Consider the following 23,036-nt stretch of genomic DNA (forward strand, 5'->3'; position numbering starts at 1 on the left):
CACGTTCCGCCCCCCGCCGCATATCACGTGGCGGGGGGCGGACATGCGCGGATCACCGAAGTGGGGGGAATCCCCATTTGTACGGCAGACTGAAAGCCGAAGTCCGAAGCGAAGGATGGGTATGCCGACCACACCAGCCACCGCCGCGAACAGCGCGACCACCGGCACCGGCGCTCAAGAACCGATCATGCTCGAACTGGTCGACGAGTCCGGCAACACCATCGGTACGGCGGAAAAGCTCTCCGCTCACCAGGCGCCCGGTCAGCTGCACCGGGCCTTCTCGGTGTTCCTCTTCGACGAGCAGGGCCGGATGCTGCTCCAGCAGCGCGCCCTCGGGAAGTACCACTCCCCCGGTGTCTGGTCGAACACGTGCTGCGGCCACCCCTACCCCGGGGAGTCGCCCTTCGCGGCCGCGGCCCGGCGGACCCACGAGGAGCTGGGGCTGTCGCCCTCGCTGCTCGCGGAGGCGGGCACGGTCCGCTACAACCATCCGGACCCGGCGTCGGGACTGGTGGAGCAGGAGTACAACCACCTGTTCGTGGGACTCGCGCAGCGGTCGGTGCGGCCCGATCCCGAGGAGATCGCGGACACCGCCTTCGTGACCGCGGAGGAACTCGCGAAGCGGCACGCAGAGGTACCGTTCTCGGCCTGGTTCATGACCGTACTGGACGCGGCCCGGCCGGCGATCCGCGAGCTGACGGGCGACACGGCGGGCTGGTAGCAGCGGGCCGCCGGCGGCCGGCCCCGGTCGGGCAGGCCGGTGGCGGCCCCGGTCGGGCAGGCCGGTGGCGGCCGGACCCGGCGCCGCGCGGGCGGTCAGACCGCCGAGGCCGGCGCGGCCGCGGGGGTGGCGGGGGCCGTGGTGAGCGGCAGCGCCGCCCAGATCACCTTGCCGCCCGTGGAGGTGTGCTCCACGTCGCAGACCCCGCCGGCCTCCAGTGTGATCTCCCGGACGAGCAGGAGGCCGCGGCCGCCGGTCTGGCCGAAATCGGCCTCCAGCGCCTTGGGGCGGTACGGGTGGTTGTCCTCGACGGCCACCCGCACCCACTCCCGGCCGATGGCGACCTCCACCGCGACCTCCGGCGAGAGCAGGGCCGCGTGCCGGACCGAGTTCGTCACCAGCTCGGAGACGATCAGCAGCAGGGAGTAGACCAGGTCCCGGTCGGCCGGCACCTCCTGTCGGCCGAGCAGGTCACGGACCGCCCGGCGGGCCTGCGGAACGGATTCTTCTACTGCGGGCGCCGTGAATCGCCACACTCCCTCGTACGCGAGGGGGGCGGCCGCGACCTCCGGCTCCTCCCCCTTGACTGGCGGGACGCTCCCGCTCACATCCATCTCCCGGCCCCCGTCTTCACGCTCGATCGTCTGCACACGTCAAGAGTGGGGACCGGACCGCTCCGCGCCGGACCGCTGACCAGAAGTCAGCATCAATCGGACACTTTCTGACCGCTGGCGTATGACAGAGTCAGTTGTTCGACCGTTCCTGATCTTCTGGGGGCCGCTTCTCGGCCGCCTCCTGCGCCTCGGGCGCCGCCACTCCCGCCCCTGCGGGCGTCACAGGAACCTCGTCGTCCCTGACCAAGCCCAGGATGCGGCGGGCTCCCATGCCCACGGCGATCAGGCTGAGACCGTCGAACAGCAGCGCGAGGGAGAAGAACGCTCCGATCACGTACAGGCTGCTGCCGGGCCAGTTAGCGAGGATCAGCAGGCCCAGCAGGATGCCGAAGGCACCCTGCACCAGCGTCAGCCCCAGGTGCGCCCCGCGCACCACCACGGCCCCGGCCAGCCGGAACACCCCGCCGGTGAGGAACAGCAGCGCGGCGAACATGGTGAGCGCCTCCGCGCTCGCCTCCGGGCGGCGCAGGATCACGAAGCCCGCCGCGATGTTGATCGCGGCGACGATGACGGCGAGCCAGAAGTAGTTGCTCTTGCGGGACTGGATCGCCTGGAACAGGCCCACCACGCCACCGAACAGCAGCAGCCAGCCGAAGAGGAACATCGTGGTCAGGGTGGCGAAACCGGTGTAGACGAGGCCCACCAGCCCGGCCACCACCAGGAGCGCCCCGAGCAGGGCCATCCACGCGAAACTGCGGCTGACCTTCTTCTTGTCGGCCTTCATGTCCTGTGGACCCGTACGGTTCGCACGGTCTGCGGCCATGGCGCCACCTCTCAGCTGCCCCCGACGGACCCTCGGACCCCGCGACTGCCTGCCGGTCCGCCGAGCTGCCGGTGACCGGTCTCTTGATCATAGGTTTGACCGCCCGGGATAGCATCCGGCGCATGGACGCCGCCCTGCTCTCCTCCGTCGCCGACGGGGTCGCCACCGTCGTGATCTCGCACCCCGCCAAGCGCAACGCCATGACCGCCGCGATGTGGCGCGGGCTGCCGGAGCTGCTGGCCGGGCTCGCGGCGGATCCCGCCGTACGGGTCCTGGTCCTGACGGGGGCCGGCGAGACCTTCTGCGCGGGAGCCGACATCTCCTCGCTGACCGGGGACGAGGACCCGCAGGCCCTGGCCGTGGCGGCGGAGGAGGCCCTCGCCGCCTTCCCCAAGCCCACGCTGGCCGCGATCCGCGGGTTCTGCGTGGGCGGCGGCAGCCAGCTGGCCGCCGCCTGCGATCTGCGCTTCGCCGAGGAGGGGGCGTCCTTCGGGGTGACGCCGGCGAGACTGGGCATCGTCTACCCGGCCTCCTCCACCCGGCGCCTCGCCTCCCTGGTGGGCCCGTCGGCCGCCAAGTACCTCCTCTTCTCCGCCGAGTTGATCGACGCGGAGCGGGCACTGCGCACCGGGCTGCTCGACGAACTGCTGCCGGCGGGCCATCTGGCCAAGAGGGTCGCGGAGTTCGCCCGGATCCTGGCCACGCGCTCGCGGCTCACGCAGACTTCGGCGAAGGAGTTCGTGGACGGCCGCACGGACCGGGACGGGTACTGGTCGGCGCAGGCCGCCGGAAGCGGCGACACCGCCGAGGGTGTCGCCGCCTTCCTGGAGCGGCGCGCCCCCGCCTTTACCTGGACTCCGCCGAAGGCCTGAACGCACGCAGCCGCGCGACGATGTCGGCGGGGGCCTTCTCCGGAGAACCGGCGTCGTAGGGCGGCTGCGGGTCGTACTCGGTCATCAGCTGGACCGTCTGCGCGTACTCGTCCCCCGCGATGCGGCCGAGCAGCGTGAGCCCCATGTCGATGCCCGAGGACACCCCGGCGGCCGTCACGTACTTCCCGTCGAAGACCACCCGCTCCCCGGTGGGCTCCGCCCCGAAGCGGGTCAGCTGGTCGGTGTACAGCCAGTGGCTGGTGGCCCGCCGTCCATCGAGCAGGCCTGCGGCGGCGAGCAGGATCGAGCCGGTGCAGACGGAGGTGGTCCAGGTCGTGGTGGCGTCGACGGCCCGCAGCCAGTCCAGGACCACGGGATTCTTCGCCTCCACCTCGGGGGCCGGCCCACCGGGCACGACGACGATGTCCGGCCGCGTCACCTCGCCGAGTGCCCTGTCGGCGACGAGTGCGAGCGATCCGTTGTCGGTGCGTACGGGCCCTGGCCGCTCCGAGACGAAGACGGTCTCGGCACCGTCGAGCCGGCCGAGGGTGTCGAAGGGCCCGATGGCGTCGAGGGCGGTGAACCGGTCGTAGAGCAGTACGGCGATCTGCATGGCTCCTCCGGAGCGGTGGTCGGGCTCGGTGTCTTCGGTATCTGGGGGTCAGGCGTCGAGGGCCGGTGGCGGCGGGGTGCCGAAGCGGCGGCGGTACTCGGCCGGTGGCTGGCCCAGGGTCCTCACGAAGGCGCGGCGCAGGGCCTCGGGATTGCCGTAGCCGCAGGCCCGGGAGATCTGGGCGACGCCCTCGCCGCCCTCCTCCAGCAGCCGCCGCGCGTGCTCGACCCGTACCCGCTCCACGTACCGCGCCGGTGTCACCCCCGTCTCCGCCCGGAAGGACCGCGCGAAGTGGCGGGGCGACAGCGCGGCCCGCGCGGCGAGGGCCTCCACGCTCAGGTCCTCGCCGGGGTGCTCCGTGATCCAGTGCTGCACCTCCCGCAGCGGCTCCCGCGACGCCGTCTGCGCCGCCAGCTGCGCGCTGAACTGCGCCTGGTTGCCGGGGCGCCGCAGGAAGACCACCAGGTGCCGCGCGACGGACAGCGCCAGTTCCCGCCCATGGTCCTCCTCCACCAGCGCCAGCGCGAGGTCGATGCCCGCCGTGACACCGGCCGAGGTGGACACCCGCCCGTCGCGGACGTAGATCGGGTCGGGTTCCACGGTGACGGCCGGGTAGTCCCGGGCCATCCGCTCGGACACGCACCAGTGGGTCGTCGCGCGCCGTCCGTCCAGCAGCCCGGCCTCCGCGAGCAGCAGGCCCCCGGTGCACACCGACACCAGCCGCTGCGCGGAGCCGCCGTACGCGCGGAGCCAGTCCGTGATCTCCGGCGCGAAGTCCCCCGTGTACCGGCCTCCCGGCACCAGCAGGGTGGTCCCGGCGCCCGGGCGCTCGCTCTCCAGCTCCCCGTCCGGGACCAGCAGCAGTCCGCTGCTCGTGCGGACCGGGGCCCCGCCCGGTGAGACGGTGCGCAGCGCGTACCGCGCCGGTCCGGGGTGGCGGTCGGCGCCGGAGAAGACCTCCATCGGCCCCGTGACGTCCAGGCTCTGCACGCCGTCGTAGAGGACGACGAGCACGGTGCGCGGCGCGATGGACGGCACGGGCTCCTCGGGCGGGACGGGCTCCTTGGACGGCATGGCTCCATCGTGTGACACCCCGATCGATGGCCGCAATGACGCGCATCCCACCTATCCGGCCATCCGGATCCGAGTGCCGGTCCCGGTCCCGGTCCCGGTGTGGTCCCGTCCCGGAGCCGCCGCATGACGTGCCCCGGCCCGGCGGCCCGCCGCCGCGGCCCCGTAGGCTCTCCCCTTCTCCTCCCCCTCGCTCCGGAGCCCGTCCTGTACCCCGTCGCCGCCGCATGTCTGTCCGCCGCCCTCCTCCTCGGGGTGCTGGCCTTCGCCGTCCTGCGTCCGCGCGGGCTGCCGGAGGCCGCGGCCGCCGTGCCCGCCGCCGGTCTGCTCGTCGTGCTGGGCGTCGTACCGCCGGCCGACGCGTGGGCGCAGACCCGTGAGCTGCTGCCGGTGGTCGGGTTCCTCGCGGTGATCCTGGCGCTGGCCCGGCTCTGCGCCGACGAGGGGCTGTTCAAGGCCGCCGGCGCCGCGGTGGCCCGGCGGGCGGCCGGGCGGGGGCCCGTGGCGCTGCTCGGCGGGGTGTTCGCCGTGGCCTCGGTCGTCACCGCCGCGCTGAGCCTGGACGCGACCGTGGTGCTGCTGACCCCGGTGGTGCTCGCGACCGCCTCCCGGCTGGGGGCCCGGCCGCGCCCGCACGTCTACGCGACCGCGCACCTGGCGAACTCCGCCTCGCTCCTCCTGCCGGTCTCCAACCTCACCAATCTGCTCGCCTTCGCCGCGAGCGGGCTCTCCTTCACCCGGTTCGCCGCCCTGATGACCCTGCCCTGGCTGGCGGCGATCGGCGTGGAGTACGCGGTGTTCCGGCGCTTCTTCCGCGCGGATCTGGCGGCGCCCCCGGAGCACGTGCCCGAGGCCGTGGAAGAGGCGCCGCTGCCCCGGTTCGCCGCCGGGGTGCTCGCGCTGACGCTGGCCGGCTTCGCGCTCACCTCGTTCGCGGGGGCCAGCCCCGCCTGGGCGGCGCTGGCGGGCACCCTCGTCCTGGCCGTACGGGCCCTGCGGCGCCGGGAGACCACCCCGGCGGCGATCCTGGGCTCCACGGCTCCGGCCTTCTGCCTGTTCGTCCTGGCCCTGGGGGTGGTGGTGCGGGCGGTCGTGGACCACGGGCTCGGGGACGGGCTCGCGTGGGTGACCCCGGCCGGGGATTCGCTGCCGGCGCTGCTCGCGGTGGCGGCGGTGGCCGCCGTACTGGCCAACCTGATCAACAACCTGCCCGCGGTACTGGCCCTGCTCCCGGTGGCCTCGGCCGGCGGTGCGGGGCCGGTGCTGGCCGTGCTGATCGGCGTCAACATCGGGCCGAACCTGACCTACGCGGGGTCCCTCGCCACGCTGCTGTGGCGGCGGATCCTGCACACGGACGGGTACGACGGCGTCCGGCTCGGGGACTTCACCCGGCTCGGTGTACTGACCACCGTGCCCGCCCTCGCCGCCTCGGTGACGGCCCTGTGGGCGGGCCTCCGGCTCATCGGTGCCTGACCGGCCGGACCGGCCGCCGCTCCGCCCCGGCCCCGGGACCGGGGTGCTCGGGGCGCGGATAGGATCGGGGCATCATGACTGCAACCCTCGTCGCCAAGAAGCTCACCGCCGCGCACGGTGAGCGCACGCTCTTCGCCGATCTCGACCTCGTCGTCGCCCCCGGCGACGTCATCGGCCTCGTCGGCGTCAACGGCGCCGGGAAGTCCACCCTGCTGCGGATGCTCGCCGGACTGGTCGCCCCCGAGACCGGTGAGCTGCGGCTCTCGCCGCCCAGCGCCGCCGTCGGGCACCTCCCGCAGGAGCCGGAGCGGCGCCCCGGCGAGTCGATCCGCGAGTTCCTGTCCCGCCGTACCGGTGTGGCAGCGGCCCAGGCCGAGCTCGACGCGGCGACGCAGGGTCTCGTCGACAGCACGCCCGGCGCGGACGACGCGTACGCGGACGCCCTCGACCGGTGGCTGAACCTCGGCGGGGCCGACCTCGACGAGCGGGCCCTGCAGGTGGCCGACGAACTGGGGCTGTCGGTCGGCCTCGACCTGCCGATGACCGCACTGTCCGGCGGCCAGGCCGCCCGCGCCGGTCTCGCCTCGCTGCTGCTGTCCCGCTACGACGTCTTCCTGCTCGACGAGCCCACCAACGACCTGGACCTGGACGGTCTGGAGCGCCTGGAGCAGTTCGTGAAGGGGCTGCGCGCCGGCACCGTCGTCATCAGCCACGACCGCGAGTTCCTCACGCGCACCGTCACCAAGGTCCTCGAACTGGACCTGGCCCAGCAGCAGATCAACCTCTACGGCGGCGGCTACGACGCCTACCTGGCGGAGCGCGAGCGGGCCCGCAACCATGCCCGCGAGGAGTACGAGGAGTACGCCGACAAGCGCTCGGCCCTGGAGGACCGGGCCGCGATGCAGCGCGGCTGGATGGACAAGGGCGTCAAGAACGCCAAGCGCAAGTCCACCGACAACGACAAGGTCGCCAGGAAGTTCAGCGCCGACGCGAGCGAGAAGCAGGCCTCCAAGGCCCGCCAGACGCAGCGCGCGATCGAGCGGCTCGAAGTGGTCGACGAGCCGCGCAAGGAGTGGGAGCTACGCATGGAGATCGCGGCGGCCCCGCGCTCCGGCTCGGTGGTGGCCACCGTGCGCGAAGCGGTCGTCCAGCGGGGGGAGTTCGCCTTCGGTCCGGTGAGCCTGCAGATCGACTGGGCGGACCGGGTCGCCATCACCGGCGCCAACGGAGCGGGCAAGTCGACCCTGTTGGCCGTCCTCCTGGGCCGCCTCGCCCCGGACTCCGGCTCCGCCACCCTCGGCTCGGGCGTCCGGGTCGGCGAAGTCGACCAGGCCCGTGGCCTGTTCCTCGGCGACGAGTCGCTCATCGAGGCCTTCTGCGCAGCCGTGCCCGATACCGAGGCCTCCGAAGTCCGCACCCTGCTGGCCAAGTTCGGCCTGAAGGCGGCGCACGTGACCCGTCCGGCCGCCACCCTCTCCCCCGGCGAGCGCACCCGGGCGGCCCTGGCGCTGCTCCAGGGCCGCGGGGTGAACCTGCTGGTGCTGGACGAGCCGACGAACCACCTCGACCTTCCGGCGATCGAGCAGCTGGAGTCCGCCCTCGAGTCCTACGAGGGCACCCTGCTGCTGGTCACCCACGACCGCCGGATGCTCGACGCGGTCCAGGTGACCCGCCGCATGCACGTGGCGGACGGCAAGGTCACCGAGCTCTGAGAGGGCGCTGAGGCTCCCCGCCCGAGATGCCGACCGGCGCAAGCGCGACTAGCCTTTGTGGGTGAGAGCCGCAACCGCGGAGCACGCCCCCAAGTCGGCCGTTCCACGTCGCCGGGGCGGGAGAGACCTGTGCTTCCGCATGTTGGGCGGCCCTGCATCCGATTCCGCGCGGCCCGTCGCGTACGCGGCCCGCGGTTCCGTCCTCCACACCTCGGAGAGGTTCGGGGAGGATGGGAGGAAAGGGAAATTTCTCATGTCTGCACTGAGAGCGAAGCGCCTCTTCGTGGTCTCCGCCGCCGGGCTCCTGATGGCCGGCGGGGCCGCGCTCGGCACGGCGGGCACCGCCTCCGCGGCGACCCCGGCCCAGCACGTCAGCTACGTCGCCGGAGGCTGGGACCACGACGACGACAACGGCTGGCACCACGGCGGCTGGTGGGACGACGATGACGACTACGGCTACGGCGGCTACGGAGGTTACAACCACGGCGACTGCTGACCCGTTCCCCAACCCGGACGTGCGCGACCCTGCCACAGGGCCGCGCACCGGGGTGCGCCGACGCGGAGGTCACCTGCCGTCCCGCCGTCAGATCCCGTCCGGCCGCTCCGCCGGTGCCCGCCGCTTGCGGGCCATCTTCCGGGCCACGAAGGCCCGCGGAAGGTGGCGGACCGCCACGGCGTACGCGCGGTAGTGCCGGCCCGTGATGCTCACCGGGCGGCGCAGGGCCAGGTCCTTCAGCGCCTTGGCCACCACGTCGCGCGGCTCCAGCCACACCGCGTCGCGCAGGGCGGTGACGTCCATCCCGGCGCGCTCCTGGAACTCGGTGCGGGTGAATCCGGGCACCACCGCCAGCACGCGGACCCCGTAGGGCTCCATGTCCACGCGCAGCGACTCGCTGAAGGCCGTGATCCAGGCCTTCGCGGCGCCGTAGGTCCCGGTGGGCAGCAGTCCGGCGACCGAGGAGACGTTGAGCACCGCGCCGCGGCGGCGCTCGCGCAGGCCCGGGAGCACCGCGTGGGTGAGCCGCAGCGGCACCTTGACCAGCAGGTCGAGCATCCGCTCCTCGTCCTCGACCGGGTTGTACGGGAACGGCGCGGGGAGTCCGAAGCCGGCGTTGTTGACCAGGATGTCGACGGGCCGGTCCCGGTCGGCGAGCCGCTCGGCGACGGCTCCGAGACCGTCCGCGTCGAGCAGGTCGGCGGGGAGCACCTCGCAGACGGCGCCGAACTCCCGGGCGAGGTCCGCGGCGACGTCTTCGAGGCGGCCCTTGTCGCGGGCGACGAGGACGAGGTCGCAGCCCTTGGCGGCGAAGCCGCGGGCGAAGGCCGCGCCCAGTCCGGCGCTGGCCCCTGTGATCAGTACGGTGGTGGTCAAGAGACGTTCACTTCCTGGCTGTCGGGCGTGGTGCGTGGTGCGTGCTGCGTGTGTCGCGGATGTCTTACGCGGTGAAGCCGGCCGTGGCCGGTGAGGCGTAGGCCTGGGCCACGTCCACGAGGAAGCGTGCCTCGCCTTCCAGGTCCCCTCCCTCGGCCGAGGTCTGGAGGGCTGCGGGCAGCTCCAAGGCGTTCTCGTCGGACCGCTGTTGCGGGATCCCGGCCAGCTTCGCCTGTCGCGCTTCCTTCAGTACGCAGGCCAGCGCGGCGGCACTGGCCCGCTGTTCGGGCACTCCGCTGCCGGCCACGTGGCTGCGCGCGAGCTCGGGCAGGCCGGGGGCGACGTACTCCCCCAGGATCAGGATGGCGTCGCGGGTCTCGATGACCTTGCGGTACACGAGCAGGTTGCGCGGAACCGGAGGCCACAGCAGTTCCAGCACCCGGCCGGTGCGCGGCTCGTTGAGGGCGACGTGCGGGACGGCGTGGACCAGATCGCGCCAGAGCGGCCACAGCCGCCAGGCGGTGGCGGTGTCGGCGGCCGTGCGGCGGAAGGTGAAGAGCGTCGGGACGAGGATCGCGGCGGCGCGGAGGAGTCCGTGCACGTTCATCAGCAGCGGGTTGGCGGGCATCGCCCAGGTGAAGCCGAACAGCGCCTTGAGCAGGTACACGAACCAGAACACCCCGGCGAGCGCGGTGCCGAGGCCGAACAGCAGCAGTCCGGCGGCGAGGCCCCGGCTCTCCGCGCGGCGGCTGTAGCGCCAGCAGACGGACACGCAGACGGTGTTGGCGATCAGGTGGGCGGAGATCAGCACCAGCCAGTACGCGAGGGAGGGCACCGGGTCGCCGACGGGCGGGATCGTGTGCGTGCCGTGGTCGGGCGCGGCCGCGTCGAGGACGACGAGGACGGTCAGCCACAGGACCGTGCCGACGCCGGAGGCGATCTGGAGCCGGCGGCCGCGGGTGGCGGAGGCCACGAAGTACAGCACCGCGCCGGCCGAGAGGACCCCGATGAGGTTGCGCACGAGTCCGATGGTGTGCGCGTAGTCGGGGTCGCGGCCCATGGCGTAGGCGACGACGTCGGGGAGGTTCAGGGTCATCGCGGCCGCGGCGGTGGCGACGGCGAGCCACAGTCCGCGCTGGTGCGGGGCTCGCAGGGCGCCGGGCGCGCGGAGCAGGACGGCGATCCAGAGGCACACGACGCCGGGGACGGCGAGCGCGTCGCCGAAGGCGATCAGATCAGAGGTCACGGTGGACGGGCCCCCGTCCGCGCCGCTCGTAGCCCATCGCCGACTCCAGCCGGGCGAGGGTGTCGCGGCCCGCGGCGCCGTGGCCTAGGTGGGGGCCGCGGGTTCCGGTGCGGATGCGGATCATGCTGGCGAGCATCTCCGCCTCCCGCTCCTGGCGGGTGGTGTAGTTGGTGCGCCCGAGCACGGTGGGGACCGGTCCGTCCACCCCGCCGGCGCCCGGGGGGTCCTCGACGGGGGCTTCCAGCGAGTGGTGCCCGAAGAGGATGTGGCCGATCTCGTGGAGCACGATGTGCTCGCGGTGCAGCCGGGTGGTCTGGGCCTCGTAGAAGACGTAGTCCACGTCGGCGGTGCCGACCCACAGTCCGCACACCCCGGACTCCGCCGCCTCCTTGGGCAGCGGGTGGAGCCGGATGGGACGGCCCCGCTGTTCGGCTATCCGCTCGCACAGGCCGTCGAGCGAGAAGGGGTGCCGCAGGTCAAGACGGCTGAGAATCGCCTCGCACCGTTTGCGCAGACTGGGCTGAGGGTGGCGCATGTGTTCCCTCTTCGGACCCTTTCTCGGGCAACGATGGTAGGTGTGCGTGGGCAGGGGCATGACGTCCTTTGCCTTCAAGGCGACCTCGGGAGTGCGGTCCTGAGGGGGAAACGCGGAAGCCCGCTCGCCTGAAGACGAACGGGCGTTCCGTCATCCCTACAGATCATCCGGATGAGTTGGCAAGGTATGTCCCCATGTCGGGGGCTTTTTCAGCCAATCCGGCATGCACTGCCACGAGCGGTCAGCGCTTGCGGCCACCCCGCTCGTCGGGGCCGCTGAGCCCCGCGCGGCGCAGGGCGTCGGCCATCGCGCTGTTGGCGGGGGCCGGAGCGCCGCCGCCCTGACGCTGGCCGCCGCCTCCGTGACCGCCCTGGCCGCCCTGACCGCCCTGGCGGCGGCCCTTGCCGCCGTCGCGGGAGCCGCCCTGGCCGCCCTGGCCGCGGTCGCCGCCGCCCTGACCGCCCGGGCCGCGCTGCTGCGGGGGCCGGCCGCCGCCGCGCCGCTCGCCCCGCTCCTCGCGCTGCCTCGGCGCACCGCCGTCGGCGCCGCCGCGCTCCGCCTCGTCCTCCAGCCGCAGCGTCAGCGAGATCCGCTTGCGCGGGATGTCCACGTCCATGACCTTGACCCGGACGATGTCGCCCGGCTTCACCACGTCGCGCGGGTCCTTGACGAAGGTCTTCGACAGCGCCGAGACGTGCGCCAGCCCGTCCTGGTGGACGCCGATGTCGATGAAGGCGCCGAAGGCGGCCACGTTGGTGACCACGCCCTCCAGGATCATCCCGGGGGCCAGGTCGCCGATCTTCTCGACGCCCTCCTTGAAGGTCGCCGTCTTGAAGGCGGGCCGCGGGTCGCGGCCCGGCTTCTCCAGCTCGCGCAGGATGTCCGTGACCGTCGGCAGGCCGAAGGCCTCGGTGACGAACTGCTCCGGGCGCAGCGAGCGCAGCACACCGGTGTTGCCGATCAGGGCCGCCACCTCGCTGCCCGCCGTCTTGCCCATCGTACGGACCACCGGGTAGGCCTCCGGGTGCACGCTGGAGGCGTCCAGCGGGTCGTCCCCGCCGCGGATGCGCAGGAAGCCCGCGCACTGCTCGTACGCCTTCGGGCCGAGGCGGGCCACGTCCTTGAGCCCCTTGCGGCTGCGGAACGGGCCGTTGGCGTCACGGTGCGCCACGATGTTCTCGGCGAGTCCGCCGCTGATGCCCGACACGCGCGAAAGCAGCGGCGCGGAGGCGGTGTTGACGTCGACGCCGACGCCGTTCACACAGTCCTCTACCACGGCGTCGAGCGAGCGCGAGAGCTTCACCTCGGACAGGTCGTGCTGGTACTGGCCGACGCCGATCGACTTCGGGTCGATCTTCACCAGCTCGGCGAGCGGGTCCTGCAGGCGCCGGGCGATGGAGACGGCGCCGCGCAACGACACGTCCATGTCCGGGAGTTCCTGCGAGGCGAAGGCGGAAGCCGAGTACACGGAGGCGCCGGCCTCCGAGACCATCACCTTGGTGAGGTTCAGCTCGGGATTGCGGGCGATGAGGTCCGCGGCGAGCTTGTCGGTCTCCCGGGAGGCCGTGCCGTTGCCGATGGCGACGAGCTCGACCGCGTGCTCCTTGGCCAGGCGGGCCAGTTTGGCGAGCGCGTCGTCCCACTTGTTGGCGGGCACGTGCGGGTAGATCACCTCGGTGGCGACCACCTTGCCGGTGGCGTCCACCACGGCCACCTTCACACCGGTGCGGAAACCCGGGTCCAGCCCGAGGGTGGCGCGGGTGCCGGCGGGTGCGGCGAGCAGCAGGTCGCGCAGGTTGGACGCGAAGACCCGTACCGCCTCGTCCTCGGCGGCGGCGCGCAGCCGGGAGCGCAGGTCGATCCCGAGGTGCACCTGGATCTTCGTGCGCCAGGCCCAGCGGACGGTGTCGGCGAGCCACTTGTCGCCGGGCCGGCCGCGATCGTTGATGCCGAAGCGCCGCGCGACCATGCCCTCGTACGTGGAGGGGCCGGGCGTGTCGCTCGGCTCCTCCGGTTCCAGGGTGAGGTCGAGCACGTCCTCCTTCTCCCCGCGGAGCATGGCGAGCACGCGGTGCGAGGGGAGGGCGGTGAACGGCTCGGTGAAGTCGAAGTAGTCGGCGAACTTGGCGCCCGCCTCCTCCTTGCCCTCGCGGACCTTCGCGGCGAGCCGGCCGCGGCCCCACATCCGCTCGCGCAGTTCGCCGATGAGGTCGGCGTCCTCGCCGAACTTCTCGGTGAGGATGGCGCGGGCGCCCTCCAGGGCGGCGGCCGCGTCGGCCACGCCCTTGTCGGCGTCCACGAACGCCGCGGCCGCCACGGCCGGTTCCGCCGACGGGTCGGCCAGCAGCCCCTCGGCGAGCGGCGCGAGGCCGGCTTCGCGGGCGATCTGCGCCTTGGTGCGGCGCTTGGTCTTGAAGGGGAGGTAGATGTCCTCCAGCCGGGCCTTGGTGTCGGCCGCGTTGATCCGGGCCTCCAGCTCGGCGTCGAGCTTGCCCTGCTCCCGTACGGAGTCGAGGATCGCGGCGCGCCGGTCCTCCAGCTCGCGCAGGTAGCGCAGCCGTTCCTCCAGGGTGCGCAGCTGGGCGTCGTCGAGCATCTCGGTCGCTTCCTTGCGGTAGCGCGCGATGAACGGCACGGTCGAGCCGCCGTCGAGCAGCTCGACGGCGGCCTTGACCTGCCGTTCCCGTACGCCGAGCTCCTCGGCGATCCTGCCTTCGATGGACATCGTCACTGTGCGGTCCCGCCTGCCTTCGTACGTGTTCGTGCTGCTGGTCCGTGCTGCGCCGTGTGCGCAGCCCGCAGCGTGCTGCGTCGGAAGGGTGCCAATTGTGGCAGGTGGCGGCGGCGGACGTCGGGAGCCGGGCCCGGTCCGGGTCTCAGGCCTTGCCCATGAGGTCCCCGGGGAAGGCTCCGGCGACGAAGGCCTGCACGGTGAAACCACCGCCGATCTCCGCGAGCCGGGCGACTCCGGCCGCGCCGAGGTGCTCGTACGGAGCCTCGTCGAGGCGGTCGGTCTCCGTCTCCAGCGCTTCGCGCAGCGCCGCGCCCTCGGGCGTGAGCTCGCCCGCGGAGTCGAGCAGTCCGCGCTCGCGGAGCCGGTCCGCGGCGGCGTCCAGGTCGGCCTGCTCCCAGCCGCGGATGTACTTGAGGTACTTCGGGGTCATGCCGTGGCCGCTGGCCGTGTGGCTGACCAGGGCCTCGACCGGGTCCAGGCCGACGGTGAGCAGGGCGACCAGGTGTCCGTCGCCGCGGTGCTCGCGCAGCAGGGTGGTGGCGTGCCACAGCTTGAGGTGCGGTTCCTCGGGTACGGGGAGGTCCGCGTGGGCCGAGTAGAGCGTACGGGCGTGCCGGGTGCAGGCTTCGGCCGCGCGCATCGCCAGCCCTGCCGCCTCGGCGACCTCGGGGGAGGCGATCGTCTCCTCGCCGAGGAGCCGGCGCAGCGTGGTGTCCACGGCCCGCAGCCGGGCGGCCAGGACCTGCGCGGGGGTGGCGGTCTCCCAGACGGCGGGCAGGTGCCGGGTGACGAGGTCGTGGCGGTAGTTGTAGAAGGTGGCCGTCACCGTGCCCGCGCCGACCGCACCCATGGCCGCGGAGCGGGAGGCCAGGTTGACGGCGTTGCGGTCGGTGATCCCGAGGGCGGCGAACTCCTTGCCGAGGTCGGGCGAGAAGTACACGGTCGAGTGCAACGGGTTGATGGCCCCGTGCCAGCAGCTACGCGCAGCGCGCTCCGGAAGAGTCATGGCGCGCAGGCTAACGACTGCTTGGTATGGAGAGAAGAGCGGGGTGCCGCGGGAACCGTGGCCGCCGGAAGCGGGAGGGGGGCCTTCCGGCCCGCGGGCCCGTCCGGGGACCGCCGACGTCCCGCCGGTAGGCCCGGTCTCCCCCGGGGACCGGGCCCCGGCGGGGCCGCCGCGGACGCGGCTACTTCAGTTCGGCGCCGGTGGGGACGACCACGCCGTAGAGGTCGGTGATCGTGGCGAGGGCGGCCTGGTGGATCTGTTGCGCCGTCAGGGCGCCCGCCGGGCTTTCCAGTGCGCGCGTCGCCGAGGCGTCGGCGACGACCGTGGGAGCGTAGCCGTGCAGGAAGGCGCCCTCGGTGGTGAACAGGGTGCACATGTGGGTCATGAACCCGGCGATGATCAGGTTCTTCCGGCCGGTGGCTTCGATGATCCCGTGGAGGTCGGTGCCGTGGAAGCCGTTCGGGACGGACTTGGTGACGACGGCCTCGCCCTCCCGGGGGGCCACGGAGGCGTGCAGGGTGCCCGGCTCGGTGTCGATGCCGTAGCCGCCGTCGCGGATGTGGACGACGGGAGTGCCGAGCTCGCGGGCCCTGGCGAGGAGCCGGGAGGCGGAGGCGAGCGCCGGTTCCCAGCCGTCGAGTTCCATGACGCCGCCGGTGTAGGTGTTCTGGTAGTCGACCAGGACCAGGACCGCGTTCTCGAAGGTCGCGGGGGTCTCGTCGAAGCCGTTGAGCTGACGCAGGGTGGTGGTGGGCATGAGGGTGCCGTTCCGTTCTCACGAGAGTGGGGTGGGGTGGTGGCCCTGCGCGGGGCCACGGCGTCAACGCTAGGAGGCCGCGCAGCCGCGGGCAATGACGGCCGAGCCGCAGATCCGGACATCGGTCCGCGCAGGCCGGGGCCGGTGCGCGGGCCGTCGCCGCCGCCCGGACGGACGTGTTCCGCACGGGCGCTTTTCAGACGCATGGCGATCGTGTGACAGGAGGGGCCATGGACATGACGTGGGGTCCCGGGCGTGAATACGGTCGAACGGAAGCCACTCCCCTACCACTTGGAGTTCAAGGTGCACCGCAAAGTCATCGCCCCGAGCGTGCTCGCCGCCTCCCTTCTGCTGGTGATCCCGGCGTCGGCGGCGAGTTCCGTTCCGGGCGCCCCGGGTATCGGTGATCCCTACTACCCGGCCAGCGGCAACGGCGGGTACGAGGTCTCCCATTACGACCTGCGCCTCCAGTACCAGCCGAAGACCGACCTGCTGGAGGGCACCGCCACCCTGCTCACCACCGCCAAGCAGGACCTGTCCCGCTTCAACCTCGACTTCGGTCTGGACGTCAGCGAGATCCGGGTCAACGGGGTGAAGGCGAAGTTCGCCAAGTCCGGCGTCTCCGAGCTCGAGGTCACCCCGGCCTCCCCGCTCCCGAGGGGCAAGCAGTCGAGCGTGGTCGTCAAGTACGCGGGCAAGCCTTCGGAGTTCAAGGTCGACGGCTGGTCGGCCTGGCAGCGCACCCCGGACGGCGGCGTCGCCGCGCAGGAGCCCGACTCGGCCGCCTGGTGGTTCCCGAGCAACGACCACCCGCTCGACAAGGCCACCTTCGACGTGTCGGTGAACGTGCCCGACGGCACCCAGGCCATCAGCAACGGCGTGCTGCAGTCGCAGAGTTCCCGCCTGGGCTGGACCCGGTACAACTGGCGCTCGAACAAGCCGCAGGCCACGTACCTCGCCACCCTGGCCGTCGGCAAGTTCGACATCACCACCGACAAGACCGCGAGCGGCCTGCCGATCCTGAACGCCTACAGCCAGGACCTCGGCGACAACGCGGGCGCGGCGCGCGCCAGCATCGAGCGGACCGGCGAGGTCGCGGAGTGGCTGGAGGGCGTCTTCGGGCCGTACCCCTTCAACGCGCTCGGCGGGTACGTCCCGAACGTGCCCAGCGGATTCGCGCTGGAGACGCAGACCCGGCCGTTCTACAGCCCGCGGCAGTTCGCCAACGGCGCGAACGTGTCCGTGGTCGTGCACGAGCTGGCCCACCAGTGGTACGGGGACAGCGTGTCCGTCGACGGCTGGAAGGACATCTGGGTCAACGAGGGCTTCGCCCGCTACAGCCAGTGGCTGTGGTCGGAGAAGGAGGGCGAGGGCACCGCGCAGGAGCTCGCCGACTGGGCGTACGGGCTGCGGCCGGCCGAGGACCCGTTCTGGCAGGTCAAGCCGGGTGACCCGGGTCCGGAGAACCAGTTCCACGGAGCGGTCTACGACCGTGGCGCGATCGCCCTCCAGGCGCTGCGCAACACGATCGGCGACGAGAAGTTCTTCCGGATCCTGAAGGGGTGGCCGACCGAGCGCGCCTACGGCAACGCCAAGGTCGGCGACTTCGTCCGCTACGCGGAGAAGGTCTCCAACCAGCCGCTCGCGCAGCTCTTCGAGACCTGGCTGTACACCCCGGGCAAGCCGGACGCCTCCGCGCTGAACGCACCGAAGAAGCTGCCGGCCCCGGCTCCGGGCACCGGCACCCTGCGCGCCCCGGCCCCGAAGCCGTCCGCGAAGCCGGCTGCGGAGCCGAAGTCCTGGAAGAAGATCGCCGCGACGAACGAGGTGCACGACCGCCACTGACCCGCACCGGTACGGAGCTGCGCGCCGTCGCCCCTCAGCGGGCGGCGGCGCGCGCCCGCGCCCGGGCCGCGCGGGCGATCGGGAGGTAGCGCAGGCGCTCCGGCAGGAGGGGGACCAGGAGGCGCACGGCCGTGCTGAAGCGGCGCAGGCGGCGCTCCTGGGCCGGGGTCCATTCCAGGCCGATGGCGGCGCGCGCCTCGGGCGGCATGTACCCGGCGGTGACGAAGGCCCGGAAGTGCAGGAAGGCGGCCCGCAGGACGGGCCAGGCCAGGCGCAGCAGGAGCCGGACGGGCAGCGGGCCTCCGGCGGGGCGGGGCAGGGGTGCGTCGGTGGCGAGGAGTTCGCGGGCGACCTTGGTGGGCTCGATCTCCTCGGCCAGCATCCGGTGGTAGTAGGGCCAGTACTCCTCGATGCTCTGCGGCATGTCCCGGTCGTGCAGGCCGAGGATGCGGCCGACCTGGAGCCACTCGCGGTAGAGCTGCCGTTCCTGGGCCGGGGTGAAGGGGCGCAGCAGGTAGCGGCCGGCGTGGAGGTAGACCGGGAAGCCGGTGGCGTGCACCCAGGCGTAGCAGGCCGGGTCGAGGGAGTGGTAGCGGCGCCCCCGGGTGTCGGTGCCCTGGATCTCCTTGTGCAGGCGGCGCACCCGGCGCCCCTCGGCGGCGGCGTCGGCCCCGCCGTACACCCACAGCTGGACGGAGCGCAGCGAGCGCTCGCCGCGGCCCCAGGGGTCGGTGCGGAAGACGGAGTGCTCGTCGACCCCGGCGCCGATGGCCGGGTGGGCGACCTGCATGGTGAAGGCGGCGGGCAGCATGAGGAGCGCGCGGACGTCTCCGGCGATGGTCCACAGCACTCCCCCGGGCGGCGGGGGCTCGGGGTCGGTCCGGTCTCGGTCGGTCCGGTCGCCTGCGCCCCGCACGGGCCGTTCCGTCGTGCTCATCCGCGTGCCCCCAGGGTGTCCATCTGCCGTTCTCCCAGTATGCAGGGGGTCCGGGGGCTTGCGCCGGAGCCTGTGGACGACCGGGGTCCGGCCGCGGAAGCACCGAAGAAGTAGGACTGCGTCCAGAAACCCGTGTCATAGGTGTTACCGCGAAGTAACCCTGGCTGCTTGGATGGCGGAGCCGATCTTCCCCCACAGGAACGAGGGAGACCTCCATGCCCCAGATCCAGCCCCGCAGGGCCCGTGCCGCCGCCGCGGCCGTCGCCGCCGTCGCCGTCGGATCGCTCGTCGCCACCGCGGCTCCCGCCGCCACCGCCGCGGAGAGCGCCGCCACGCCGCGGCTCAGCGTCCTGTCGTACAACACGTTCCTGATGAGCAAGAACCTGTACCCCAACTGGGGCCAGGACCACCGGGCGGCGGAGATCCCCAAGGCCTCCTGGTACCAGGGCCACGACGTGGTCGTCCTCCAGGAGGCCTTCGACAACGGCGCCTCCGACGCGCTGAAGGCGAACTCCGCCGCGCAGTACCCGTACCAGACCCCCGTCGTGGGCCGCAGCAAGAGCGGCTGGGACGCCACGGGCGGCGCCTACTCCTCGACCACCCCGGAGGACGGCGGCGTCACGGTCCTCAGCAAGTGGCCGATCGTGCGCAAGGAGCAGGTGGTCTACAAGGACGCCTGCGGCGCCGACTGGTGGTCGAACAAGGGCTTCGCCTACGTCGTGCTGAACGTGAACGGCACCAAGGTCCACGTGGTCGGCACGCACGCCCAGTCCACCGACCCGGGCTGCGACGCGGGCGAGGCGGCGGAGATGCGCGCCCGCCAGTTCCGGAACATCGACGCGTTCCTGGACGGCAAGAACATCCCGGCGAGCGAGCAGGTCATCGTGGCGGGCGACATGAACGTCGACTCGCGCACCCCGGAGCTCGCCACCATGCTGGCCAACGCCGACCTGGCGGGCTCCGACACCCGCACGGGGCACACGTACTCCTTCGACACCGCGCTGAACTCGATAGCGAAGTACCGCTACCCGACCGACCCGCGCGAGGACCTGGACTACGTGCTCTACCGCAAGGGCAACGCCCGCCCGGCGAACTGGGAGAACAACGTCGTCCTGGAGCAGTCGGCGCCCTGGACGGTCTCCAGCTGGGGCACTTCCTACACCTACACGAACCTCTCCGACCACTACCCGCTGATCGGCCGCTGACCCGCTGCTGATCCGTCACACGGGAAGGGGGTGCCCGCCGCGATCCGGCGGGCACCCCCTTCCTGTCGCTTCCGGCCGTCAGCCGCCCGCCTTCGCCCGCTCCCATTCGCTCGCGTAGTCCTGGAAGATCTCCCGCAGGTGGTGGCCGATCTTCAGGTAGTCCAGGTCGTCGAGGTTGGCCAGCGAGACGCGCACGGACCACTGGGGGCCGTCGAAGCCGCCGCCGTTGAGGAGGACCACCGAGGTCTGTTCGGCGAGCCGGAACAGCGGGTCGACCGGCTCGTAGTTCTTCTCCAGGAAGTCCGCGAAGTCCTTGCCGTGGACCCGCTCCGCCTCGGCCAGCAGGTCGAGCTCGATGTAGTACCCGGCCCGCTTGTCGTCGTCGGAGATCTTCATCTGGGCGCCCTCCAGCAGCAGGTCGAGCCTGCGGTGGACGATCTGCCGGATGCGCTCCTTGTACGCCTGGCCCTCGCCCAGCATGTCGAAGAGCGAGAAGAGCACCATCATCGTCTGCTGCGGCAGCGAGAGGCCGGCCGTGTGGTTGAGGGCCACCGACCGGGAGTCCGCGACGAGCCGGTCGACGAAGCGGATCTTCTCCGGCTCCAGGCTGAGGGTGCCGTACCGCTTGGCCAGCCGGTCCTTCTGGTCCTGCGGGAAGCCCGCGATCATCTCGTCGATGACGTTGTCGTCGTGCAGGCCGATGACGCCGAGCCGCCAGCCCGTGCAGCCGTAGTGCTTGGAGTACGAGTACACGAGCAGGGTGTTGCGGGGCAGGTCGGCGGCGATCGAGCGGAAGCCGGGCACGAAGGTGCCGTACACGTCGTCCGTGACGATCAGCAGGTTCGGGTTGCTGGTGGCGACGATGTCCTTGATCTGGTTCGCCACCCGCTCGCTCAGTGCGAGCGAGGGCGGGTTGGAGGGGTTGACCAGGCAGACGAGCTTCACGGAGGGGTCGGCCAGCTTGGCGACCTCCTCCTCCGGGTAGCGCCACTGGCGGACGCCGGTCTCGGCGAAGAGGCTCGCGGAGACGTTGACCACCTCGAACTCGAAGGTGTCGAGCTCGGGGATCTCGATGTACGGGGTGAACACCGGGGTCATCAGGGCGATCTTGTCGCCCTTCTTCAGGATCCCGTTCTTCATCAGCGAGTCGAAGATGTAGCACATGGCCGCGGTGCCGCCCTCGGTGGCGAACAGCGACAGGTTGTTGCCCTCCGGCGGCTTCTTGCCGAACATCTCGTCGGCGACGTAGCCGCGGACGATGTGCTCCGCGTGGATCAGCATCCGGTCCGGGACCGGGTAGTTGTCGCCCGTGATGGCGTCGGTCAGCTCGTGCACGAAGGCGTCCTTGTCGAACGGCCAGCGCGACAGGGCGTACTGGACGCACGCGGACAGCATCTCCACGCCCGGCAGGTCCGGGTGGCGCCGGGTCCAGGACTCGAACCGCTCCCCGATGCCCTTCTTCTCCGGCATCCCGCCGAGGTTGTCCGCGGTCCACACCCGGCGGGACTCCTCCAGGGCGAAGTACCCCAGTGCGTAGAAGGCCTCGCGCGGTCCGGTGGCGATCCAGTTGGGGTTGCCGCGGCCCGCGTTGAGCATGGCGCGGGCGGTGGTGTCCTTCTGGCCGGGTTTGTCGGCCTGGGCGGCCGTCGCGAGCTGGATGAACTTGTCCTTCAGCTCGAACGGGCTGAGCTGGGCGAAGGACTGGATCTCCTCGCGGCTGAAGGTGGTCTCCGGCACGGTGGCTTCCTTAGGTTGGAGGGTTCGTTCAGTGGTTGAGGATGACGATCACGGCGCCCCAGATGGTCAGCAGCACGTTGCCGATCGCGTAGGGGATCGTGTAACCGAGCGTCGGGACCTGGGATCTGGACGCCTCGTTGACCGCGCCGATGGCTGCCGTCGTGGTCTGGCCACCTGCCAGGACGCCCATCAGGATCGGGAAGCGGATCTTCTGGACGTGGTGGCCCACGAGGAAGCCCACGATCAGCGGGATCAGAGTGGCGACGGCTCCGAAGACCAGCAGTCCCCAGCCGGCGGTGGACAGCCCGCTGGTGAAGCTGGGGCCGGCGTTGATGCCGACGACCGCGATGAACAGGCAGAGCCCCAGGGTGTCCATGAACCACTGCGCGCCGGGCGGGACGTTGCCGTACGTCGGGTACCTGCCCCGGATCCAGCCGAAGACCAGGCCCATGATCAGCGCGCCGCCCGAGGTGGACAGCGAGATCGGGACCCCGCCGGCGGTGAGCGCCGGGATGCCCAGGCAGCCGCCGAGGAAGATGCCGAGGCCCACCCAGATCATGTCGGTGGCGAAGCTGGTGGGCACCGGCTTGCCGATGACCTTGCCGGCCGGGTCCACCAGCCGCTTCGGGCCGGACAGGATCAGGGTGTCGCCGCGCTCCAGCGGCGTGGTGAGCCGGTAGGGGAACTCCGCGCCGGAGCGGTAGAGCTTGTCGATGTAGACGCCGACCATGAACGGCTCGGCGCGCAGTTCCGCGACGGTCTTGCCGAGCTGCTCCTTCTCGGAGGCGACCACGTGCAGCGTCTCGGTCTGGTAGCCGAGGAGTTCGACGTCGTCGGTCTCGGGGCCGATGTGGGTGCGGGCGTCGAATGCGACCAGGGATCCGCGCAGGGCGCTGACGGCGACGACGTCGCCTTCGAGCAGGGTGGTCTGCTGGGTGTGGTCGAGGATCTGCCCGTCCCGGCGGACCCGGGTGAGGTAGATGCGGTGGCCCAGTTCCTTCTGCTGGTTCTCGAAGTCGTCGATGGTCCGGCCGACGAGGTCGGGCCGCTGGATGGTGTAGGCCCGCAGGACGATCTCGTAGTACCCCTCGTGCAGGTCGGGGTTGTCGCTGGGCGCGTCCATCTCCTTGGCGATCTGGGCGCTCTCGGCCGCCAGGTTGCGCCGGTAGAGCCGGGGCAGCACGTTGGCCAGGAGCATCGCGCAGAGGATGGTGCCGAGCGGGTAGGTGACCGCGTAGCCGACGGCGACGAAGTCCTGCTGCTCCTTGATCTGGTCGGCCGAGAGGCCGGGCAGGTTGCCGATGGCGTCCTGGGCCACGCCGATGACGGCGGACTGGGTGAGCGCGCCGCCCAGCAGACCGGCGCTGAGCCCCGGTCCGTAGCCGAGCATGACGGCGAACCCCCAGGAGACCAGCAGGCCGGTGACGCAGACGACGACCGCGTTGACGACCTGCGGGAGGCCGTCCTTCTTCAGGCCGCGGAAGAACTGCGGGCCGACCTTGTAGCCGAGGGCGAAGAGGAACATCGTGAAGAAGAGGTTCTTCACGGTCCCGTCGACGGTGATCTTGAACTGGGCGCCGAAGACGAGTCCGACGATGAGGCAGCCGGTGACGGCGCCCAGCCCGATGGCCTTCCAGCGCAGCTTCCCGACGAGGAAGCCGAGGGCGACGACGATGAAGACCAGGAGCTCGGGATGCGGCTGGAAGATGTTCCGGTTGAGGAAGTCGATCATATGGGCGCCGTCCGAAGGGAGTTGGGGGCGG

The 23,036-nt window shown here is 72.0% G+C and carries 20 protein-coding genes; 7 read left to right on the forward strand and 13 right to left on the reverse strand.

Going from position 1 to position 23,036, the window contains the following annotated elements:
• Positions 1 to 121: 121 nt before the first annotated feature.
• Entirely contained in the window at positions 122 to 721 is a 600-nt protein-coding gene (idi, locus tag ACZ60J_RS11475; RefSeq protein WP_254380903.1) for an isopentenyl-diphosphate Delta-isomerase, read from the forward strand.
• A gap of 95 nt (positions 722 to 816) precedes the next feature.
• On the opposite strand, the gene ACZ60J_RS11480 is transcribed toward idi, so the two are convergent.
• Positions 817 to 1,335: an ATP-binding protein gene (locus ACZ60J_RS11480; protein WP_469681513.1), complete on the reverse strand. Its 519-nt coding sequence runs from the start codon at positions 1,333 to 1,335 to the stop codon at positions 817 to 819.
• 130 nt (positions 1,336 to 1,465) lie between these two features.
• Positions 1,466 to 2,158 (reverse strand): HdeD family acid-resistance protein, encoded by a 693-nt coding sequence (locus ACZ60J_RS11485; RefSeq protein WP_469680831.1) that lies wholly within the window; start codon positions 2,156 to 2,158, stop codon positions 1,466 to 1,468.
• A 122-nt stretch (positions 2,159 to 2,280) separates the two neighbouring features.
• On the opposite strand from ACZ60J_RS11485, the gene ACZ60J_RS11490 reads away from it, so the two are divergent.
• Entirely contained in the window at positions 2,281 to 3,030 is a 750-nt protein-coding gene (locus tag ACZ60J_RS11490) for an enoyl-CoA hydratase/isomerase family protein (protein WP_469680833.1), read from the forward strand.
• Here the strand turns inward: ACZ60J_RS11490 and ACZ60J_RS11495 are convergent.
• Both ACZ60J_RS11495 and ACZ60J_RS11500 read right to left on the reverse strand, forming a co-directional pair.
• Entirely contained in the window at positions 3,005 to 3,643 is a 639-nt protein-coding gene (locus tag ACZ60J_RS11495) for a DJ-1/PfpI family protein (RefSeq protein WP_469680835.1), read from the reverse strand. The genes ACZ60J_RS11490 and ACZ60J_RS11495 overlap by 26 nt on opposite strands.
• Before the next feature lie 48 nt (positions 3,644 to 3,691).
• Positions 3,692 to 4,672 carry a GlxA family transcriptional regulator gene (locus ACZ60J_RS11500; protein WP_469681515.1) on the reverse strand — a complete coding sequence of 327 codons (981 nt, stop codon included), beginning with the start codon at positions 4,670 to 4,672 and terminating at the stop codon, positions 3,692 to 3,694.
• A 168-nt stretch (positions 4,673 to 4,840) separates the two neighbouring features.
• Here ACZ60J_RS11500 and ACZ60J_RS11505 point away from each other — a divergent pair, with 168 nt between their 5' ends.
• The 3 genes from ACZ60J_RS11505 to ACZ60J_RS11515 all read left to right on the forward strand — a co-directional run bounded on the left by ACZ60J_RS11505 (position 4,841) and on the right by ACZ60J_RS11515 (position 8,395).
• Positions 4,841 to 6,187 (forward strand): SLC13 family permease, encoded by a 1,347-nt coding sequence (locus tag ACZ60J_RS11505; RefSeq protein WP_469680837.1) that lies wholly within the window; start codon positions 4,841 to 4,843, stop codon positions 6,185 to 6,187.
• Between the two features lie 74 nt (positions 6,188 to 6,261).
• Positions 6,262 to 7,899 (forward strand): ribosomal protection-like ABC-F family protein, encoded by a 1,638-nt coding sequence (abc-f, locus tag ACZ60J_RS11510; protein ID WP_469680839.1) that lies wholly within the window; start codon positions 6,262 to 6,264, stop codon positions 7,897 to 7,899.
• 253 nt (positions 7,900 to 8,152) lie between these two features.
• A complete protein-coding gene (locus ACZ60J_RS11515; RefSeq protein WP_469680841.1) occupies positions 8,153 to 8,395 on the forward strand; it encodes a hypothetical protein in 243 nt (80 codons plus the stop codon).
• An 87-nt stretch (positions 8,396 to 8,482) separates the two neighbouring features.
• On the opposite strand, the gene ACZ60J_RS11520 is transcribed toward ACZ60J_RS11515, so the two are convergent.
• The 6 genes from ACZ60J_RS11520 to ACZ60J_RS11545 form a co-directional block, all read right to left on the reverse strand.
• Positions 8,483 to 9,271 (reverse strand): SDR family NAD(P)-dependent oxidoreductase, encoded by a 789-nt coding sequence (locus ACZ60J_RS11520; protein WP_469680843.1) that lies wholly within the window; start codon positions 9,269 to 9,271, stop codon positions 8,483 to 8,485.
• Between the two features lie 64 nt (positions 9,272 to 9,335).
• The gene (locus ACZ60J_RS11525) at positions 9,336 to 10,517 is read right to left on the reverse strand and encodes an MAB_1171c family putative transporter (RefSeq protein WP_469680845.1); all 1,182 of its coding nucleotides are present in this window, start codon (positions 10,515 to 10,517) and stop codon (positions 9,336 to 9,338) included.
• Entirely contained in the window at positions 10,507 to 11,052 is a 546-nt protein-coding gene (locus ACZ60J_RS11530) for a hypothetical protein (protein ID WP_469680847.1), read from the reverse strand. Before ACZ60J_RS11530 ends, ACZ60J_RS11525 begins: the two co-directional genes overlap by 11 nt.
• 241 nt (positions 11,053 to 11,293) lie before the next feature.
• A complete protein-coding gene (locus tag ACZ60J_RS11535) occupies positions 11,294 to 13,783 on the reverse strand; it encodes a Tex family protein (RefSeq protein WP_469680849.1) in 2,490 nt (829 codons plus the stop codon).
• Between the two features lie 145 nt (positions 13,784 to 13,928).
• Positions 13,929 to 14,792, reverse strand: coding sequence for an SCO6745 family protein (locus ACZ60J_RS11540; protein ID WP_469680851.1), 864 nt, complete (start codon positions 14,790 to 14,792; stop codon positions 13,929 to 13,931).
• Positions 14,793 to 14,973: 181 nt separating this feature from the next.
• Positions 14,974 to 15,549, reverse strand: a complete 576-nt coding sequence (locus ACZ60J_RS11545; RefSeq protein ID WP_469680853.1) for a cysteine hydrolase family protein — start codon at positions 15,547 to 15,549, stop codon at positions 14,974 to 14,976.
• A gap of 303 nt (positions 15,550 to 15,852) precedes the next feature.
• Between ACZ60J_RS11545 and ACZ60J_RS11550 the strand changes: the two genes are divergently transcribed.
• Complete coding sequence (locus ACZ60J_RS11550) at positions 15,853 to 17,394, forward strand: M1 family metallopeptidase (protein ID WP_469680855.1); 1,542 nt, start codon at positions 15,853 to 15,855, stop codon at positions 17,392 to 17,394.
• A 34-nt stretch (positions 17,395 to 17,428) separates the two neighbouring features.
• On the opposite strand, the gene ACZ60J_RS11555 is transcribed toward ACZ60J_RS11550, so the two are convergent.
• Complete coding sequence (locus ACZ60J_RS11555) at positions 17,429 to 18,331, reverse strand: oxygenase MpaB family protein (RefSeq protein ID WP_469680857.1); 903 nt, start codon at positions 18,329 to 18,331, stop codon at positions 17,429 to 17,431.
• 215 nt (positions 18,332 to 18,546) lie between these two features.
• Here ACZ60J_RS11555 and sph point away from each other — a divergent pair, with 215 nt between their 5' ends.
• Positions 18,547 to 19,536 (forward strand): sphingomyelin phosphodiesterase, encoded by a 990-nt coding sequence (gene sph, locus ACZ60J_RS11560; RefSeq protein WP_469680859.1) that lies wholly within the window; start codon positions 18,547 to 18,549, stop codon positions 19,534 to 19,536.
• A 78-nt stretch (positions 19,537 to 19,614) separates the two neighbouring features.
• On the opposite strand, the gene ACZ60J_RS11565 is transcribed toward sph, so the two are convergent.
• Together ACZ60J_RS11565 and aspT are read right to left on the reverse strand one after the other, a co-directional pair.
• Entirely contained in the window at positions 19,615 to 21,273 is a 1,659-nt protein-coding gene (locus ACZ60J_RS11565; RefSeq protein ID WP_469680861.1) for a bifunctional aspartate transaminase/aspartate 4-decarboxylase, read from the reverse strand.
• A gap of 28 nt (positions 21,274 to 21,301) precedes the next feature.
• The gene (gene aspT, locus ACZ60J_RS11570) at positions 21,302 to 23,005 is read right to left on the reverse strand and encodes an aspartate-alanine antiporter (RefSeq protein ID WP_469680863.1); all 1,704 of its coding nucleotides are present in this window, start codon (positions 23,003 to 23,005) and stop codon (positions 21,302 to 21,304) included.
• Positions 23,006 to 23,036: the final 31 nt, after the last annotated feature.

The sequence above is a fragment of the Streptomyces sp. NPDC104226 genome (genome assembly GCF_055584085.1).

What these genes read in the sequence shown, in the direction of transcription:
- ACZ60J_RS11485 (WP_469680831.1), bottom strand. Translation starts at nt 2,158, where the DNA reads ATGGCCGCAGACCGTGCGAACCGTACGGGTCCACAGGACATGAAGGCC.
- ACZ60J_RS11505 (WP_469680837.1), top strand. Translation starts at nt 4,841, where the DNA reads ATGACGTGCCCCGGCCCGGCGGCCCGCCGCCGCGGCCCCGTAGGCTCT.
- idi (WP_254380903.1), top strand. Translation starts at nt 122, where the DNA reads ATGCCGACCACACCAGCCACCGCCGCGAACAGCGCGACCACCGGCACC.
- ACZ60J_RS11555 (WP_469680857.1), bottom strand. Translation starts at nt 18,331, where the DNA reads ATGAGCACGACGGAACGGCCCGTGCGGGGCGCAGGCGACCGGACCGAC.
- abc-f (WP_469680839.1), top strand. Translation starts at nt 6,262, where the DNA reads ATGACTGCAACCCTCGTCGCCAAGAAGCTCACCGCCGCGCACGGTGAG.
- ACZ60J_RS11545 (WP_469680853.1), bottom strand. Translation starts at nt 15,549, where the DNA reads ATGCCCACCACCACCCTGCGTCAGCTCAACGGCTTCGACGAGACCCCC.
- aspT (WP_469680863.1), bottom strand. Translation starts at nt 23,005, where the DNA reads ATGATCGACTTCCTCAACCGGAACATCTTCCAGCCGCATCCCGAGCTC.
- ACZ60J_RS11480 (WP_469681513.1), bottom strand. Translation starts at nt 1,335, where the DNA reads ATGGATGTGAGCGGGAGCGTCCCGCCAGTCAAGGGGGAGGAGCCGGAG.
- ACZ60J_RS11540 (WP_469680851.1), bottom strand. Translation starts at nt 14,792, where the DNA reads ATGACTCTTCCGGAGCGCGCTGCGCGTAGCTGCTGGCACGGGGCCATC.
- sph (WP_469680859.1), top strand. Translation starts at nt 18,547, where the DNA reads ATGCCCCAGATCCAGCCCCGCAGGGCCCGTGCCGCCGCCGCGGCCGTC.
- ACZ60J_RS11495 (WP_469680835.1), bottom strand. Translation starts at nt 3,643, where the DNA reads ATGCAGATCGCCGTACTGCTCTACGACCGGTTCACCGCCCTCGACGCC.
- ACZ60J_RS11515 (WP_469680841.1), top strand. Translation starts at nt 8,153, where the DNA reads ATGTCTGCACTGAGAGCGAAGCGCCTCTTCGTGGTCTCCGCCGCCGGG.
- ACZ60J_RS11490 (WP_469680833.1), top strand. Translation starts at nt 2,281, where the DNA reads ATGGACGCCGCCCTGCTCTCCTCCGTCGCCGACGGGGTCGCCACCGTC.
- ACZ60J_RS11530 (WP_469680847.1), bottom strand. Translation starts at nt 11,052, where the DNA reads ATGCGCCACCCTCAGCCCAGTCTGCGCAAACGGTGCGAGGCGATTCTC.